General features: G+C 37.7%; 15 protein-coding genes and 2 pseudogenes. 14 read left to right on the forward strand and 3 right to left on the reverse strand.

Annotated features, from left to right (window positions below; translation table 11 throughout):
• Window positions 1–44: 44 nt before the first annotated feature.
• The 3 genes and pseudogenes from MHI46_RS04010 to MHI46_RS04020 form a co-directional block, all read left to right on the forward strand.
• A pseudogene (locus tag MHI46_RS04010) lies at window positions 45–122 on the forward strand (peptidoglycan-binding protein); the annotation flags it as partial.
• 420 nt (window positions 123–542) lie between these two features.
• Window positions 543–746 carry a hypothetical protein gene (locus tag MHI46_RS04015; RefSeq protein WP_064497734.1) on the forward strand — a complete coding sequence of 68 codons (204 nt, stop codon included), beginning with the start codon at window positions 543–545 and terminating at the stop codon, window positions 744–746.
• Between the two features lie 111 nt (window positions 747–857).
• Window positions 858–1,358: a hypothetical protein gene (locus tag MHI46_RS04020; RefSeq protein ID WP_064497735.1), complete on the forward strand. Its 501-nt coding sequence runs from the start codon at window positions 858–860 to the stop codon at window positions 1,356–1,358.
• A 32-nt stretch (window positions 1,359–1,390) separates the two neighbouring features.
• Here the strand turns inward: MHI46_RS04020 and MHI46_RS04025 are convergent, their stop codons facing one another.
• Window positions 1,391–1,687 carry a YolD-like family protein gene (locus MHI46_RS04025; RefSeq protein WP_064497736.1) on the reverse strand — a complete coding sequence of 99 codons (297 nt, stop codon included), beginning with the start codon at window positions 1,685–1,687 and terminating at the stop codon, window positions 1,391–1,393.
• Between the two features lie 865 nt (window positions 1,688–2,552).
• Between MHI46_RS04025 and MHI46_RS04030 the strand changes: the two genes are divergently transcribed.
• Window positions 2,553–3,311 (forward strand): methyltransferase domain-containing protein, encoded by a 759-nt coding sequence (locus MHI46_RS04030; protein ID WP_064497737.1) that lies wholly within the window; start codon window positions 2,553–2,555, stop codon window positions 3,309–3,311.
• A 149-nt stretch (window positions 3,312–3,460) separates the two neighbouring features.
• Complete coding sequence (locus tag MHI46_RS04035) at window positions 3,461–3,874, forward strand: DUF6508 domain-containing protein (RefSeq protein WP_106025883.1); 414 nt, start codon at window positions 3,461–3,463, stop codon at window positions 3,872–3,874.
• A 29-nt stretch (window positions 3,875–3,903) separates the two neighbouring features.
• On the opposite strand, the gene MHI46_RS04040 is transcribed toward MHI46_RS04035, so the two are convergent.
• On the reverse strand, window positions 3,904–4,788 hold the full coding sequence (locus MHI46_RS04040; RefSeq protein ID WP_106025884.1) for a LysR family transcriptional regulator: 885 nt from the start codon (window positions 4,786–4,788) through the stop codon (window positions 3,904–3,906).
• Window positions 4,789–4,899: 111 nt separating this feature from the next.
• On the opposite strand from MHI46_RS04040, the gene MHI46_RS04045 reads away from it, so the two are divergent.
• From MHI46_RS04045 to MHI46_RS04085, 9 genes and pseudogenes are all read left to right on the forward strand, one after another.
• Complete coding sequence (locus MHI46_RS04045) at window positions 4,900–5,289, forward strand: tautomerase family protein (RefSeq protein ID WP_047203605.1); 390 nt, start codon at window positions 4,900–4,902, stop codon at window positions 5,287–5,289.
• Window positions 5,290–5,315: 26 nt separating this feature from the next.
• Complete coding sequence (locus MHI46_RS04050) at window positions 5,316–5,639, forward strand: carboxymuconolactone decarboxylase family protein (RefSeq protein ID WP_075622573.1); 324 nt, start codon at window positions 5,316–5,318, stop codon at window positions 5,637–5,639.
• 139 nt (window positions 5,640–5,778) lie between these two features.
• A pseudogene (locus MHI46_RS04055) lies at window positions 5,779–6,599 on the forward strand (MerR family transcriptional regulator).
• Window positions 6,600–6,625: 26 nt separating this feature from the next.
• On the forward strand, window positions 6,626–7,813 hold the full coding sequence (locus tag MHI46_RS04060) for an MFS transporter (RefSeq protein ID WP_260775484.1): 1,188 nt from the start codon (window positions 6,626–6,628) through the stop codon (window positions 7,811–7,813).
• A 251-nt stretch (window positions 7,814–8,064) separates the two neighbouring features.
• Entirely contained in the window at window positions 8,065–9,252 is a 1,188-nt protein-coding gene (locus tag MHI46_RS04065; RefSeq protein ID WP_260775485.1) for a DUF1835 domain-containing protein, read from the forward strand.
• A 613-nt stretch (window positions 9,253–9,865) separates the two neighbouring features.
• Window positions 9,866–11,794, forward strand: coding sequence for a threonine--tRNA ligase (gene thrS / locus MHI46_RS04070; RefSeq protein ID WP_126681345.1), 1,929 nt, complete (start codon window positions 9,866–9,868; stop codon window positions 11,792–11,794).
• Between the two features lie 152 nt (window positions 11,795–11,946).
• The gene (locus MHI46_RS04075) at window positions 11,947–12,516 is read left to right on the forward strand and encodes a hypothetical protein (protein ID WP_144495522.1); all 570 of its coding nucleotides are present in this window, start codon (window positions 11,947–11,949) and stop codon (window positions 12,514–12,516) included.
• A 26-nt stretch (window positions 12,517–12,542) separates the two neighbouring features.
• The gene (locus MHI46_RS04080; protein WP_342503126.1) at window positions 12,543–13,826 is read left to right on the forward strand and encodes a hypothetical protein; all 1,284 of its coding nucleotides are present in this window, start codon (window positions 12,543–12,545) and stop codon (window positions 13,824–13,826) included.
• 342 nt (window positions 13,827–14,168) lie between these two features.
• Window positions 14,169–14,450 (forward strand): hypothetical protein, encoded by a 282-nt coding sequence (locus MHI46_RS04085; RefSeq protein WP_039177194.1) that lies wholly within the window; start codon window positions 14,169–14,171, stop codon window positions 14,448–14,450.
• Between the two features lie 56 nt (window positions 14,451–14,506).
• On the opposite strand, the gene MHI46_RS04090 is transcribed toward MHI46_RS04085, so the two are convergent.
• Window positions 14,507–16,015: a helix-turn-helix domain-containing protein gene (locus tag MHI46_RS04090; protein ID WP_342503127.1), complete on the reverse strand. Its 1,509-nt coding sequence runs from the start codon at window positions 16,013–16,015 to the stop codon at window positions 14,507–14,509.
• Window positions 16,016–16,335: the final 320 nt, after the last annotated feature.

Below are 16,335 nucleotides of genomic sequence, written 5' to 3' on the forward strand. Positions count from 1 at the left end.
GCATAAATATCACCAGTCATTTTAATAGATGAATGGCCTAGCCGCATCCTGATAAGGGCGCGAAAAACAATGGGATTAACGGCTATTATGGATCAAAAACAGCGGATGCAGTAAAACGGTTCATGAAATAAGTCACCCCCTAATCATGAAGGTTAGGGGGGTATTTGTGTTTATTAGATACAAAATGTTCATCAGCAAAATTGTTATATTTTCTCGGTATATCGCAAAACAAGAAACAAAAGTAATGTTCCATCTAGCAAGTATCATGCTTCTTATTGCTTATTTTTACATAAATGTTGGAAAATGAATATGCTATCTGCGATAATAAGTCTAAATTGTGCTGAATAGAAGAGGAGGGAATTGATGAATCACTTTAAAGTTACGATATTGAGCCTTACCTTATTAATGGGGATCACAGCTACAGTACATATAAATTCCTCGGATTTTCAAACTGCAGAAAACGGATACTTTGGGTGATTTTTAAAAAAAGTAGACTCTCTACAAGTCTACTTTATTTATTTTCTAATGTGAGGTGAACTATAATGAATGGTATAGATATATTAGAAGACGTATCAAAAATTGGTCAATTAATTCTTTTGTTCTCTGGTTATGCTCTTCATTGGCGATTGTCTAAATTAAAGAAGGAACGTCCTCTTACAAAGTACGAAAGTTTTCTTAAATTTTTTGTAATGCTTGGTATACTTACTTGGGCGCTATCATTCTTCCTTTTATTTATGTGGGGTTAACGTGTCGCAAAATGTCGATATTTGCAAGAAAACTTTAACTCTCTCTTAAAAACCTTTATTTTACATAAAAGTATGATAAAGTAAATTTTGGTTAAAAAAGGGGGAGTTAATATGAAAAGATTGATATTTTTAATGTTAGCATTAGTTCTAGCTGTGACTGCCTTTGCTCCAGCTGCTTCTGCAAAGACGCAAAGCACAAAGGGATTAGAAGGTTTGACAGAAGAGCAAATTGAGACGTCTTTAAAAGAAATTGAATACATCTTCACAAAGATTATCATTTCTGAAAAAGAAAAAGGCTTCGTCATTAATGAGGAAGAGCTTGCAAAATCGCCTTATTCGGATGAAGTGAAAGATGGAATGGTCGCTTTTGCAAAATTAATGAATCAAGAAATTGTCACTCAAAGCAACACTGTTACGAGATGTATTGAAGATGCAGCTGGTATCGCTAGAGGTACTTTAAAGAATGTACAAAAATCAATAGACAGGGGAGATTGGTTGGCGGTAGCAGGCGCTATTGGTCTTGCGGGTGCAGCTGTTCATCCTACCGTTGTGTTCATATTCATGCTAACTTGTGGTGCGCCAGTAGCCAAAATTGCTCCTGCTCATGAATAATGTACAAGCACATAAAAACACCCTGACTAATGTTAGGGTGTTTTTACATTCAAAATATCTGCAAACCGTATAAAGTTTGTGTCGCCACGATCATCCTTAACCCTGAATTCTTTTCTTAGATGATCCACATACCCGACTTTCCCAGTGATCTCACGAACAAACCCATTATCAAATAGATCGAAATTCAGAGCCAAGTCTTCGCTCATAGCAGTCGCTATTGTATATTCAAACTCTTCCAATTGTTCCGGGCTTAAAACTAGTCGCTCAATTTTTTTTGCAAGATGCAGTTGTCTTAATGCCTCATTATGTTCTGGCAAGATGAATTTCATCTTCCACCTATTTCGATCTTTTCTTCGTTCTACATTTCATCCACCTCACTTGAGATTATAAACGAATATTTGTTCGGTATCTAAATGTGGTGTATAATTAGAGTATACGGTTTACCCGCGGAAACGGGGTTTTAAAAAATTCGTATATATTTCAATGATTAACTTCTTCTTATATTACTCACACCCGGCCGTCCTTATGGATAGCTTTTTTTGACCACCGACCACATAATTGACCACATTTGATCTAAAGGTTTGAGAACGTATATTCTTTTTCGTGATTATTAAGATTTTAGTTTATACTGGTTGTGAAGGTCGAAAAAAGTTGACGAGCTAGATGATTTATACGCCGCATGTTGAGTGTGTGGTGTCTTTAGCCCTTTTGATTACTTAACCTTCTGATTCCATGTAATCAATCGCTGAACTTTTTTACTGTTCTAACTTTCATTTTCGGAGTTAAATGAGCGAAAATATCACTAGACCAAGCTTTTGACAATTGGCGCGAGAGTAAAAGCATCTAAATGAATAAAAAACTAACAATCTATTTTATTTTTTTCTAAGCTCCCATTTCGTATTTCCTCCTTATCTTGCACCTAGTCCTCTATAATGAGACACCCATCATGAGTTCTCGATTCTCAAACAAATTTTTTTATTGTTTCACTCAAATATCAGCTGAATGAATATAAAATAAATGTTAAAAACAAGGTCTTCGGCAAGGTCCTCTTTAAATATAATTTTAAGTATTTTTAAAGGGAGTGATTAAATATGAGACTAAAAGAACATGAAATATAACAACTTTATATATTCGTAAGAGGCCCACCAATTATTTAATCATTAAAACTGCAAAATGATAATTGGAGGGATTATGATGAATGACAAACAGTTTTCTTCATTTATAAAACAAGCAGATGCACCTTTTGTTGGGTGGGATTTCTCATTCATATCTGAAACGGGAAGAATGAAAAGTGAGTTGCTTTCATGGTCATATGGTAGTATAGCTACTTCTCTTGTTCAAAGTGCAAAATCAATGCTGGACATGGGAACAGGTGGTGGAGAGTTTTTATCAAAATTAAGACCTTTTCCAACATCAGTTTATGCTACAGAAGGTTACTTACCTAATGTACCTGTCGCAAAAGAACGATTAACCCCTTTAGGAGTTAAGGTAGTTCAAATTTCTAATGATGAAAATTTGCCGTTTGAGACTGGAAAATTTAATCTTATCATCAATCAACATGAGTCATTTTCATCTCAAGAGGTGAGAAGAATTATCTCGAAAGAAGGTATTTTTCTAACTCAACAAGTCGGTGGACTCGATTGCATAGAGATTAATGAGAATCTAAGGGTACCAATAAATGAAGAATTTATTGATTGGAACTTAAAGCTAGCTTTAAAAGAGATACAGGAGAATCATTTTGAGGTGTTGAAAAGTGCTGAAGAGTTCCCCATTCTAAGATTTTATGATATCGGAGCATTGGTGTATTATCTAAAAGCAATTCCTTGGCAAGTGCCAGGTTTTGAAATAAGTAATTTCAAGGATGAATTATACACCATTCATAAAACCATTGAACAAAAGGGTTATTTTGACGCAAAACAACACCGATTTATGATTTTAGCTAAAGCAATTTAGTTGGAAATGGAGCCTTCGATCTATTTGAAGGCTCCAGCTTAATTTCTGAACTAATGTCACTCCTGTATGCACGATACATGGCCTGAAAATGTTTCCTTTTATTATTGTCGGGCTTGAAAGCATTCTAAAAAAAATAGAGGAGGATAACGATGAGTCAATTTGAGATTTTGACAAAATACATACCGATGCTTCAGGAGGATCATATCGGAGAATGGGTGATCGATCAAGAAAATGATGGAACAGCTGAACGCCCAATCCAGATGCCTTTTGTGAACTATTCAGAAACGGTCCAACGCTTTATTGAAGATGTCTATGCCTTTGCAGAACAGCATCAAGAAATGGAACTTACCCACTATAGAGAAATCCTCAAAGAAAATGGCATTGAATGGGGAACGAACGATATGGAGCATGTGGACATTTCAAATTTAAATGCACAGTGTGTACTTGCTCTCATCATGGGGGTTGTAAGAGCTGAGCGATTTAGTGAGGGAGCCATATTCAATTTCTTTAAAAGTGGAGCGATCTTGAAATGGCTTGAAAGATTAAAAAACCTAGATGTATGAAATCTAGGTTTTTTGTTTTTGATACGAGATCACGAGCATGTGAATTGCTCCGCTTCTTGACGAAATAGATTAAGCAGCAGCTGCTTGGTGTTTTCCAGAGAGAGATGGGGGTCCTTATGAGTTAAGATTCCTATCGGGATAAAAGGGTCCTCCATTTCAATTGGAACTTTCACAAACTCGTCTGACAATGGGGTAGAGGAAAGGACGACGCCGACAGAGGGAAATCCCTTTAGAAATGATGGAATGGCTGAAATCTGGCTGACGGTATAAGTGAACGGTTCTACATTTATTCTTGAAAGTTCCTTTTGTAATTTCATGTAATATAAACAACTTTCTCCGCCTATGATCAGAGGCTGTTCATAAAGATCCTTGATCAATGAAATCGTTCCAACTTGATCTGCCTGCTGTTTTGCGATAATAAAAGACATTTCCTCCTTGTACAACTCCTCAAACGGAAGTGTGTTCATCACAGGTTCCCCTGCAATAGCAAAATCGATCTCCCCCTGGAGGAGCTGCTTGTGAAGGAAATCTGTATTACCAATGATAAAGTGGCATGTGATATTCGGTTTTTGCTTTCTGAATGTTTGAAGGACGGAAGGAAGAATAGAGACAGCAATTGGTTCTATGACGCCTATATTCAAGGTTCCGATTTCTTCTTTTTGGAGTTTTTGTGATTGCTCTAATACAAAATGCCAATGGAGTATCAACTGATCAATCTCTTTGGCAAACAATTGTCCTGAAGGGGTTAATTCAGCCTCCCATCCTCTTACAAACAATTGAAATCCTAATTCCTTTTCTAATCGTTTAATCTGATTCGTTATGGTCGACTGTGCATAATTCAATTTTTGAGCGGCTTTTGAGAAGGTCCCTTCCTGAATCACGGCTTGAAATGCTTTTAACTCTTTTAGGTCCATTTCTAATATTCTCCATTCGATATATGAATGCATTTTTATATATTATTCAATTATATAAAACGAGTATTGGGATGTAAAATGAAGTGAGACAGAAAAAGGGAGATGACATACATGCCATTTGTAAAAGTCAGTTATATGGAAGATGAGTACGATAAAGAAAGCTTAACTTCTATTAGCCAAACGATCATGAAGGCTCTGATAAAAGAATTTCAAGTTCCTAAAAAAGACTACTTTCAGGTATTCAGTTCACATAAGAAAGAAGAATTTTTTTATGATCCCCATTATCTTGTTCGTCATGAAAGAGATCATCGTCTTTTATATATCCAAATTACATGTGGTTCAGGAAGAACCGAGGGACAGAAGCAATCATTATATAAGGAAATAGCTGACCAGTTGTATAACAAACTCCATATATCAAAAGAAAATGTATTCATTATGCTGATTGAGACAGGCTTGGAAAATTGGTCCTTTGGAGAAGGGCTTGCGCAGATGATCAAGTAACGGAACGATTGAAAGGGGAAATAGCTATGCATCAACCAATCAAGCCGACTGTAAAATTCACTCTTGGAGATTTTGCTCCAGCATTTGTTGAGTACTCAGAAAAAGTTCTCTTTGGAGATTTGTGGAGAAGGGAGGAACTTTCTCTTAGAGATCGGAGTATGATTACAGTCTCAGCTTTAGTAAGTACGGGCAGCCTGAATCAGCTGGAATACCATTTACATCTTGCCAAAGAAAATGGTGTCACGAAGAACGAATTGATTGAAGTCATCACTCATCTTAGTTTTTATATCGGATGGCCTAAAGCAGCTTCAGCACTAGAAGCGGCTAAACATATTCTTGAGGATAAATAAAGTTCATCAAACAACGAGCCCTATTTGAAATAGGGCTTTTTTATATGCGAATAAATTGTATTTTAAAATCTTCTATTGACTTTCCCCTTTACTGAAAGGTTTATACTTTGATCAGATCAACAAAACGGAGGAGATCAGGATGTTCAAGATTGGCGATTTTTCTATGTTAAGTAAAGTCCCTGTCAAAACCTTAAGGTATTATGACCAAATCGATTTATTAAAGCCTAAACAGATCGATCAAGATTCTGGATACCGGTATTACTCAGCTGAGCAGCTGCTTGAGGTTAATCGAATTTTTCTGTACAAGGAATTAGGCTTTACGTTAAAGCAAATGGGTCAGCTTCTTCGTGAAGATATTTCTGTTGAGCAGATTCAGGGCATGTTTCTCTTGAAAGAGAGTGAGATTCAGCAATTGATCGAGAGAGAACAGCAGAAATTAGCGCGTATTAAGGAGCGGATGCACCTCATCAAACGAGAGGGGTGTGTGGAAAAAGAACAGGAGGTCATCATCAAATCGGTTGAAAGCAAACACATCATGTCTTTTCAATCCAACGGAACTGTTGACGAAATCCCATTATTCTTTGAAACATTTCATCATTTGTTACATAAACATCCGCAAGAATTGAACTCTGAGCCACAAATCGTGCTGTGGAGGGAATCACTTGCTAAAGAAAGTGAGTTCGAATTTGAGGTTGGGTATTCCGCTAAAGCGTTAAGGGGCTCTCTTCCTCAGGGAATTACGATGCGCACGTTACCGCTGAAGAAACCATGGCGACGCTCCTATTTCATTCAGATTCTCCATTTGCACAAACTGCTTGTGTTGACCTGGCGACATGGATCGAAAATAACGGATATCGCGTGAAAGAAGATCAGCCTGGCAGAGAGATTTATTACCCATTGTCTGAAAATGAAGAAGGAAGACTCATTGAAATACAAATTCCTATAAAAAATGAAGTGTAAACATTGCCCAAAGGAGAAACTTCACGATGAAAAATAAAGCCGTTGTTTATTTACTTGCTTTAGCAGCCTTCTTAATCGGAACAATCGAATATATCATTACAGGGATTATTCAAATGGTCGCAGATGATTTACAGGTCACGATATCAGCTGCTGGTTTATTGGTCACATCCTTAGCGCTCTCAGCAGCAATCGGCGCACCGATTGTCATTGCACTAACCATCAATATCGACCGCAGAAAAATATTATCATGGATGCTGATCATTTTTACTTTAAGTAATATCCTCACAAGTGTCAGCCATTCGTTTGAAATGGTGCTGATGACAAGGATTTTACAAGGAATTAGTGGAGGGACGGCCATTGTGGTGGCAATGGCTGTGGCTACTCGTCTTGTCGAGCGAGAAAACAGAGGAACAGCCATTGGCATCATTTTAATGGGATTAAGCAGTTCCTTGGTTTTAGGTGTGCCAATCGGGACATTTCTAAGCAGCATGATTGGATGGAAAGCATTATTTGCAGCCATTGGATTGATCACGCTCATTCCGCTGATTGTTGTATATAGGCGCATCCCTTCTATGAAAGAACAAGAACCGGTGACGCTAGGTATGCAGTTATCAATTTTAAAAGATAAGAGAATTTTGCTGGCAGTGGCAGTGACGCTATTCTATGTTGGGGGATATTCCACTTTATTTACCTATTTAACGCCCTTCCTGCAAGAATCAGCAAACCTTAGCATTACAGAAATCAGTGGCATTTTATTACTAGCGGGAATATGCAGCTTTTTGGGCTCCAGTCTTGGAGGGGTAGCAGCAGATAAAAAAGGCCCAACATTCACGATTTTCTCCGGAATTATTCTACAAATCATCATGCTTATGCTGCTAGCATTTGTGACAGGGAACCTCGTGGTCATGGTGGCGGTGATCATGATATGGATGATTGCAACATGGAGCACATCGCCAGCTCAGCAGCTATATCTTGTCACACTTGTACCGAAATCTCCTGATATCGCATTAAGTGTCAATACATCATTTATTCAATTCGGATTTGCTTTAGGCTCTGGTTTAGGAGGTCTTGTACTAAGCAGGACATCTATATTGAACCTAAGCTGGATCAGCGCTGGAACGGTTCTTCTCGCTTTACTCATGACCATTCTGATGGTGGCGTTTGATCGAATCTCTCAGCAGAAGAGTTTGAAGGTGATGGAGCAAGTAAGGTAACATGAACGATTTCACTAGTGAACATACAAATTTAGTTTTGTATTGTGGGAACTACTTATTTAGGGTAGTTCCTTTGCCCATTTCCTGGGCTTTTTTTATAAAAATTTTTATCTCTTCACTTCTGCTTTATTACTTCTGTAAATACCTGATCATCTCATTGTCATACTTTTGAATGAAATTGACTCAATAGAATTGACGCAAGAACCATGAATAGGTGAAGATGAAATAAACTGTAAGATAAAGGGAGACGGATGATGATACATATCATATTTGGGGCGGCAGCTGCCGGTAGTTTAAAACAAGCAATACGTGAAATGAAGCAAAAACAAATAGATGATGTCATCGCTTTTGATGATATTTATTCAATTGGGCCACTTCTACATTTACACGAACATGAAGGACAAGCGAACCGTATAGAGTGGCTGCGTAACGTGATGTCAAATGAATTTGGCTATTTTGATGACATGGTCAACGATCAGCATAGAATGCTTCAGCAAATAAAAGAAATAAAAGCTGGCAGTCGTATACTCATCTGGACAGGCAGTAATGCACATGAGCAAATTGGCTTGCGATATGCCGTCTATTTATTAAAAGAGAAAAGGGTTGAATTGTCTGTAATCAATATAACGACAGCATTTGATCAGCTGTTCAATACGAATACAAGAAGAATGATCCTTCGACATTCCGGAGAAATCGCATCTGAAAAATTTAAAATTTTGTATGAGAGTAAATCGCATATTCACCCAGTGACAAAAGAAGAGAGAGAAAGATTACAAAACGAATGGGTTTCACTTGCTAAAGAAAATCATACGCTGCGGATATGGCAAAAAGGACAAGTGATCATCGTACCAGAAGATGAATTTGATGCTTATTTAGTGAAAATGGCTAAGCGGCTTCATCAGTCCGCGCCAGAAGAGGAGTATATCGTCACTCCACGCTTAATAGGAGAAGTCATTGGTCATTTAGATCAGTATATCGGTGATGATTTTATTGAATATCGATTGAAGACATTAATTGATCAAGGGATGTTTGACATGAAAGGAAAACGAACTTCCATGCGTTATTACTCGATTAAACTGACAGAGTTCGGTCAGCACTTCAAAAAATGGGTGTGCTGCCGAGAGTTTGAGGATCATCCTTTTGTGAAAATTGAAGGAGATTACGGTAGTGAACCTTTTCATTGCGGGCATTGTCAATGTCATTTAGAAAGAGATGATGTACCAATGAGTGATACTCTTTTCTCAAAGTTATGGAATTGGAATATACAGTATGGCCGCTGGTTTGACGAAGAAACCGATGATTTGCAGCCAAATGGCGTAGACATGGAAAGAAAGTTCAATCAAGAAGGAGAGCGAATCACTGAAGAAGTGAAACGAGCCTTATCTCCTGCGTTTGAAATTGAATACAGCCCAAGTGAATACACACAATATTACATTTAAAGAATGAATTTCGTTATCACTGCACAAAATAATCCTTTACATCATCCATCATCATCATGTAAGATATGGAGAAATTAAAAGCGAAGAAAAGGACATGAGCTATTTTTACTGGTTATCAGAGAGGGAAGTCACGCTGAAATCTTCCTAACACAGAAAAGTTGTCTTACCACCTTTGAGCTGTATTGGGGAAATTACAGTATCCAATATCGTCTACGCCACGTTACGGCACCAGAGCCATAAAGCGAATACGCGTTATGGGAATTTGGGTGGAACCACGGATCACACATTCGTCCCTCTATGAGGGATGGGTGTGTTTTTTTGTACACTCATATAGGATCATTGCTTTGAAAAGGACATGAGCAGCTTTTATCGGTTACCAGAGAGGGAAGTCACGCTGAAATCTTCCTAACGCAGAAAAGCTGTCTTACCACCTTTGAGCTGTATTGGGGAAAATTGCAGTATCCAATACCGTCAATGCCACGTTACGGCACCAGAGCCATAAAGCGAATACGCGTTATGGGAATTTGGGTGGAACCACGGATTACACATTCGTCCCTCTATGAGGGATGGGTGTGTTTTTTTTATTTCAAAAAATAGGAAAGGTGTGTCATTTATGAGAGAAAACATGGTGAAGATTCAATTTCCAGATGGAAAGATAAAGGAGTTTCCAGCAGGTACGACTGTTGCAGATGTTGCCTCCCATATTAGTCCGAGCTTAAGAAAAAAAGCGGTGGCGGGAAAGGTCAATGATCAAATGGTTGATTTAAGTGAAAAGCTAAACAGCGATGTTGGGCTGTCTATTGTCACACTTGATTCAAAAGAAGGGGTTGAAGTGCTGCGCCATACATCTGCACACGTATTAGCCCAGGCTGTGAAAAGGTTATATGACAATGTCACACTGGGAATCGGACCTGTCATTGAAAATGGATTTTACTATGATATGAAGCTCGATCAAACATTAAGCGTAGAGGATTTAGCAGAAATTGAAAAAGAGATGAAAAATATCATAAATGAGAATCATCCTATCCAAAGAAAAGAGGTCTCTTACAAAGAAGCTGAAGCGCTGTTTGCACATGATCCATATAAGCTGGATATTTTAAAAGATCTGCCCTCTCAAGAAGCCATCACAGTTTATCAGCAAGGAGAATTTGTAGATTTATGCCGCGGGCCGCATGTACCTTCTACAGGGTACTTAAAGTCATTTAAACTAACACGTGTTGCAGGGGCTTATTGGCGGGGAGATAGCAATCAGGATGTCTTGCAGCGAGTGTATGGTGTAGCGTTTCAGCATCCAAATCATCTAGCTGATTATCTTCATTTCATGGAAGAAGCAAATAAACGTGATCACCGGAAATTAGGGAAACAGTTATCCCTCTTTATGTTTTCAGAAGAAGCGCCAGGCATGCCGTTTTATTTACCAAAAGGTCAGATTGTCAGAAATGAATTAATGGCCTTTTCAAGAGAAGTGCGAGGAAAAGCGCAATACGAAGAAGTGAGTACACCGTTTATGATGAACCAAGAGCTTTGGGAAAAGTCAGGGCACTGGGATCATTATCATGAAAATATGTATTTCTCAGAAGTAGACCATACAAGCTTTGCTTTAAAACCGATGAACTGTCCAGGGCATATGCTCATGTTCAAAAACAGCTTATATTCATACAGAGACCTTCCAATCAGAATGGCTGAGTTTGGTCAGGTGCATCGTCATGAATTTAGCGGAGCGTTAAATGGATTGTTCAGGGTCAGGACATTTTGCCAAGATGATGCTCACATTTTTTTAAGAGAAGATCAAATCGAAGCTGAAATCAAACGGATTTTCCAATTAGTTGATCATGTGTATCGGACATTTGGGTTTGAGTATTCAGTCGAGCTATCCACTCGTCCAGAAAAAGCCTTAGGGGATGATGCTATTTGGGAAATATCCGAAACAGCACTAAAAAATGTGCTTGATCGTCTAAAGGTCGACTACCAGCTAAATGAAGGAGATGGGGCATTTTATGGCCCGAAGATCGATTTTCATATTAAAGATGCCCTGCAGCGGAGCCATCAGTGCGCCACAATTCAGCTGGATTTTCAAATGCCTGAGAAATTTGATTTAACATATATCAATGAAAAAAATGAAAAGGTACGGCCAGTTGTGATTCACAGCGCCATTTTTGGTTCTCTAGATCGTTTCCTTGGCATTCTCATTGAGCATTTTGCGGGTGTCTTTCCATTATGGCTAGCACCAGTACAAGTACAAATCATCCCAGTCTCAACTGTTCACCTTGATCACTGCTTAAAGGTGCAGCAGCAATTAAGAAGTATCGGAATAAGAGCAACAATCGATGAACGGGATGAAAAACTTGGCTATAAAATGAGAGAAGCACAATTGCAAAAAATTCCTTATATCGCTGTCATTGGCGATAAAGAAATGCAAGAAAAATCACTAAATATTAGACAGCACGGAGAAAAGACTTCAAAGCAGCTGTCTGTCGAGGATTTTAAACGTTTGGCAGCTGAGCAAATAAAAGACAGAACAGCTGCTCAAGACATGCTGTGATGATTTCATTACGAAGGGTGAGACGTCTATTGAATGATGGGCGTCTTTCCATTTCTGCAATGGAAAGGGGAAATATTGAAACATTTTTTCAATAAAATCGTAATAGAGATAGAGCGCTTAACAGAAACATTTGAAACGAGGAGGAGTATTGTATGGAACAAGCTACATTAAAAAAGATGAGGTCAAAGCAAATAGTCGTTTCTAATTTAATAGCCGGTATCATAATCGTCGCTTTTTTTATCTTGATTCAAATGTCTGACATTCGATTTACACATTTCTTTCTTTGTTTAGGAATTATTATGCTCTTTCTAAGTATTTATGGTTTTATTAAAAAAGGATCAACAAAGTCTTTCATTCCCCTTTTCGAGCAGATAGCCATTTATGAAAAAGAAAAATTGGGGGAAGAGTGGGAGAAAGAAAAGAAGGCAGAAAATATTTCAAGAGTAGTATTAAGTGGTCTGATGTTCCTTCAGTCATTCAGCTTCCAAGATGTAACAAATCCATTCTTAAACATACAACCTACGCTTTTAATTTTCTTATTATTTGTAACTCTAGCCCTTATTAATTTAAGCATGCTTTTTCGCTTTAGAAAAATCGACCGGTCGACTGAAGAGCATGAATTAAAAGGCTTTACAAAGAAAACAAACATGGTGTCAATGGTTTTAGGATTATTAACAGCGATCGTTATCTTCGGCTTTATCGTCATCTTTGTTCTTCCATAAGACTGAATCATTTTGAGGTGAAAAAAATGAATGCAAACATTCAACAACTGATCGATCAGACAAAGGCGAAATTTGGCTTAGAGCTTTACTATCTAAAAAGGCACAGTTTTCATCGTTACGTCAATATGTTCAATGAAACGGTGTATACATTGAATATGGAATGGTTTCCCACCCATGAAGCTGAACCAGAGGACGATGATCTAAACCCAGACGGCACAGCCGTGATTGACGTGAATTTGAATACAGGGCAGGTTGAAACAGTTATTTTTGTCATGGATAAAACCTTCGCGAAGAATGGTGTCACATTTAAAAGCCCTTATCCAGCTCATGCCATTCAATGGATTGAACAAGAAACAGGGTCGATTGATGGTGAGCATTTTCACTTGCAACAAAAGGAGAAAGGGGAACTTTTTTTCGAAGAAGCAATAGATGGTGTGAAAGTGACGCCTTCAGGCAGAATCGAGGTGAAATGGAATGAACATGGGCAGCTCATTCACTTTATACATCGAGGGCCATTTATGGCAAAAAAACGACTAAGAGCTGAAGAATATGTGCTTTCCATTGATAGGATCGAGAATTTAGCCCAGCAGCAAGTGCAGCGGTTTGATTGGCCCTCCTTCGAGCAGAATCGAATCCGCCCTATATTTGCGTTAGAAGAAATTTATGTCAAGAACGATGGAACAGGAACGATACCATTTGAAATTGGGCGTGAAGAAACACATTGTATACACATGAATCAGGTCATGGAGTGGAATGAACCGTTAAACAAAGCCTTTGAAAAAAAGGAAATCAATATAAACGAGGACATTACTGCTGAACAAGCCTTCTCTCTGGAGCCTTCGCCAGATACATTCCCGATCTCAAAAGAAGAGCAAGCTGAGTGTATCAAAGCGGTTCGCACCTTTTTGGCGCAAAAATATTCAAAGGATACAGGGAAGTGGGTGCTTAAAACACTCCACCGTGATCATGGCTATATCGAAGCGATATTAAAAACGAATGAGCAAGAAGGCTGTGGATTTATGGATAAGATCAAGGTCTTCATTGATGCCAGCACTTTTGAAGCCATTAATTACATAGATAAAAAAGAGATGTTTCAAGTATGCGGGATACTCAATCCATCTCAATCAGCTAGTGAAATCACCATATCTCAGAAAGAAGCCTTTGAAACATTGAGAGAACGCCTCGAACTTACACCCATCTATGTCTATGACGATGTGCAAAAACAATATGTTTTATGCGGCAAGCTTGACTGTCATGATGGCGTTGATGCAGTGAGCGGCGAAGTATTCTCTTTGACAGACCTTTCATAACTTCTAAAAGAACAGTGAGCAGCTGTTCTTTTTTGTCCTATTTTCCTCTTTTTAGAATAAAAATGGAATTTTGTAGAAGGAAGTTGTCGTTTCATCACGAAAGAAACAGATAAGAATATGATCATAGGTCCATCGGTGGGAATTCGTATTTCATATAGTAAACGTCATACATATGGAAAACTCATGACAGTAAAGTTGATCTACAAATCTTTTAGAAGAAAAAATGACATTGTGTCTCTAGTAGTATGCGAAAATAGGCGGACTGAGATCATAGGGTGAGTTGAACATGTTTGTTTTAGGTAAGCTTAAAGCTATAAATAGAAGAAAGTGAGGATATCTAACTTGAGTACATTGGAAGTGTTTCGTCAGTTTTTGGTTGACCATTATCCTGCGTTACAAGATGAGCTTTGGTTGCAAGATGTTGATACCCTTCGAATCTCTCCTATTCTTCATCCTTTTCTGAAAAGCAAGCTGCCAGAAGGAATCGAAAAATTCACTTGTGTCCTATTCACGCAGCAGACAGATCAAACTGCTGCACCGCTCAAAGTCTACCTTCTATTAGATGAATATGAGCAATCGCTTTATGCTATTGATTTGATGAATGAACAAATAGCGCTTCATTAATACAGAAGCAAAAAGCTGCTTGAGAGAGCTCCTCAGCAGCTTTTTTTTGGTGAATCTTAGTTTGTCATATCAACCAATCTTGAGTGCAAGTTGTCCACTTCTTTCTTTGTTGGAAAAGAGCTGATCAGCAGCGTAGACCGTCCTAATTGATTAGGAAGTTCAGTATCGGTCACAATCATATCAATCCCAAGTCGATCCATTGTCTGTTCATTTAATGTATTTTCTGGACTTGTGAAAATATGAATGAGAGGAGGCAATCTTAATTTAATTAAATCCGCAATAAACAAACTATGATTATAACCTAATGTTGAAATGACAAAAATGTTCAACACGTTTCTCCGATCCATTTCCAAATGAACAAGACCCCTCCAGTTAGAAGTAATGATACGAATCAATTCTCGTTCATTTTTCACAAAAGAAGCAAGTATATCGTCTGTTTTTAACTCTTGGATGATATGAGTAATCCTCGAATAGAAGTAAGGAAGCTGTTTTTTTACCTCTGATAAATACCTCGATTTCTTTTTGAAAAGGAATCCATCTCTTACGGTAATTTCCCTAGAATACACATAATATTGGAGAAGAATCAGTGTCATCGCCTTGCGATTAGCCACCTCTTGATGAAATATCAACTCCAGTTGATTGATAAAGGAATGAATGGCTTCGAAGAGGTGCGGTGTATGCGATTGAAAGAACGTCAATTTTTCTTCGACAGTTTCAATTGATTTATAATGGCCAATAGCTGGTTCAATCAATAGTAAAAAGACAAATTCGTGACGATCCAACGTAACACCAAAAGTGTCCTTTGTCATTTGGCAAACGTGTTCTTCCAAGTTTTTGATTTGATTATAGATACCTTTAGCTGTAGATGTTTGTTTTTTCTTATCCATTGAGTACCTATAATTGCGTCGTATTGAAAAATTTTTCCTCACTCGGTGTATGGAAACGGCGAGCCATAGGCAAAATTTATCTATCGCCACATCAGGTAGATTGACTTCGAGCACCTGAAATAGCTTTTGTAAAAAATCAACTGCATCTTGCTTTTGAATATCATCGAATGGCCAAAGCCTGCTTCCATAGACTTCAAACAAAAATTCCACAAAAAATTGACGAATCTCCTTCTCATTTCCATGGAACTGCATACTATCTGGTCGTAACTCAATGTCATACGAGATAAGAAGCGAATTGATTTTATGAATGGTGTTATACAATGTGGATCTACTGATATTCAGTATGTCCATCCATTCATAGAAAGACCTGTTTTGTTCAAAGAAAACGCCATCAATCAATCGAATTTCAATCGTATCTTTTAGAATTTCTTTGATATAGTAGTCGACTCGTATCGTCTGTGTATAACAAATGGATATGCCTTGTCTTGGCTTTATGTGGATTAACGGCTCTCCGTTTTCTGTTTGGAACGACTTCATTTGTTCTAAATCGCTTTGAATGGCACGAACCGAACCGATTTGTTCATTCGATATTTCTTGAAGGCTCCACCACTTATCTTTTGATACAAGCAGTTTTAAAATTTTTATCCATCTCTTTGATTTATTATCAATGAGCTCCATTAAACAACTAACTCCTTCCCTTGGCTTGCCTCTATATTATGAAGTTCACTTAAAGAACATTTGATTTTCTAAATAGGCATAAAATGATTTTAATATTTAGGCTAAATCGTTTTGTCTTCACTTTTCATGATAAAAGAGAAAAAAATTAGACGAAAACAAATATTATTCGTTAATTCTCCATATTTTTCTTTTAAAAGGTGATAAGTAAGCCATGAATCCTATAAAAATGGATCATTTTAGATATTTTGTTTATTTTTTTGCTGTTGAAACGGTAAATGAAAGAATAAAATGCAACAGATTTTTGATTACCATATGAAAGG

The sequence above is a fragment of the Bacillus sp. FSL K6-1000 genome (genome assembly GCF_038630785.1).
Classification (GTDB): domain Bacteria; phylum Bacillota; class Bacilli; order Bacillales; family Bacillaceae; genus Bacillus; species Bacillus safensis.

Excerpts from the sequence above, each read along its gene's own strand:
- MHI46_RS04015 (WP_064497734.1), top strand. The coding sequence starts at position 543 with ATGAATGGTATAGATATATTAGAAGACGTATCAAAAATTGGTCAATTA.
- MHI46_RS04020 (WP_064497735.1), top strand. The coding sequence starts at position 858 with ATGAAAAGATTGATATTTTTAATGTTAGCATTAGTTCTAGCTGTGACT.
- MHI46_RS04025 (WP_064497736.1), bottom strand. The coding sequence starts at position 1,687 with ATGAAATTCATCTTGCCAGAACATAATGAGGCATTAAGACAACTGCAT.
- MHI46_RS04030 (WP_064497737.1), top strand. The coding sequence starts at position 2,553 with ATGAATGACAAACAGTTTTCTTCATTTATAAAACAAGCAGATGCACCT.
- MHI46_RS04035 (WP_106025883.1), top strand. The coding sequence starts at position 3,461 with ATGAGTCAATTTGAGATTTTGACAAAATACATACCGATGCTTCAGGAG.
- MHI46_RS04040 (WP_106025884.1), bottom strand. The coding sequence starts at position 4,788 with ATGGACCTAAAAGAGTTAAAAGCATTTCAAGCCGTGATTCAGGAAGGG.
- MHI46_RS04045 (WP_047203605.1), top strand. The coding sequence starts at position 4,900 with ATGCCATTTGTAAAAGTCAGTTATATGGAAGATGAGTACGATAAAGAA.
- MHI46_RS04050 (WP_075622573.1), top strand. The coding sequence starts at position 5,316 with ATGCATCAACCAATCAAGCCGACTGTAAAATTCACTCTTGGAGATTTT.
- MHI46_RS04060 (WP_260775484.1), top strand. The coding sequence starts at position 6,626 with ATGAAAAATAAAGCCGTTGTTTATTTACTTGCTTTAGCAGCCTTCTTA.
- MHI46_RS04065 (WP_260775485.1), top strand. The coding sequence starts at position 8,065 with ATGATGATACATATCATATTTGGGGCGGCAGCTGCCGGTAGTTTAAAA.
- thrS (WP_126681345.1), top strand. The coding sequence starts at position 9,866 with ATGAGAGAAAACATGGTGAAGATTCAATTTCCAGATGGAAAGATAAAG.
- MHI46_RS04075 (WP_144495522.1), top strand. The coding sequence starts at position 11,947 with ATGGAACAAGCTACATTAAAAAAGATGAGGTCAAAGCAAATAGTCGTT.
- MHI46_RS04080 (WP_342503126.1), top strand. The coding sequence starts at position 12,543 with ATGAATGCAAACATTCAACAACTGATCGATCAGACAAAGGCGAAATTT.
- MHI46_RS04090 (WP_342503127.1), bottom strand. The coding sequence starts at position 16,015 with ATGGAGCTCATTGATAATAAATCAAAGAGATGGATAAAAATTTTAAAA.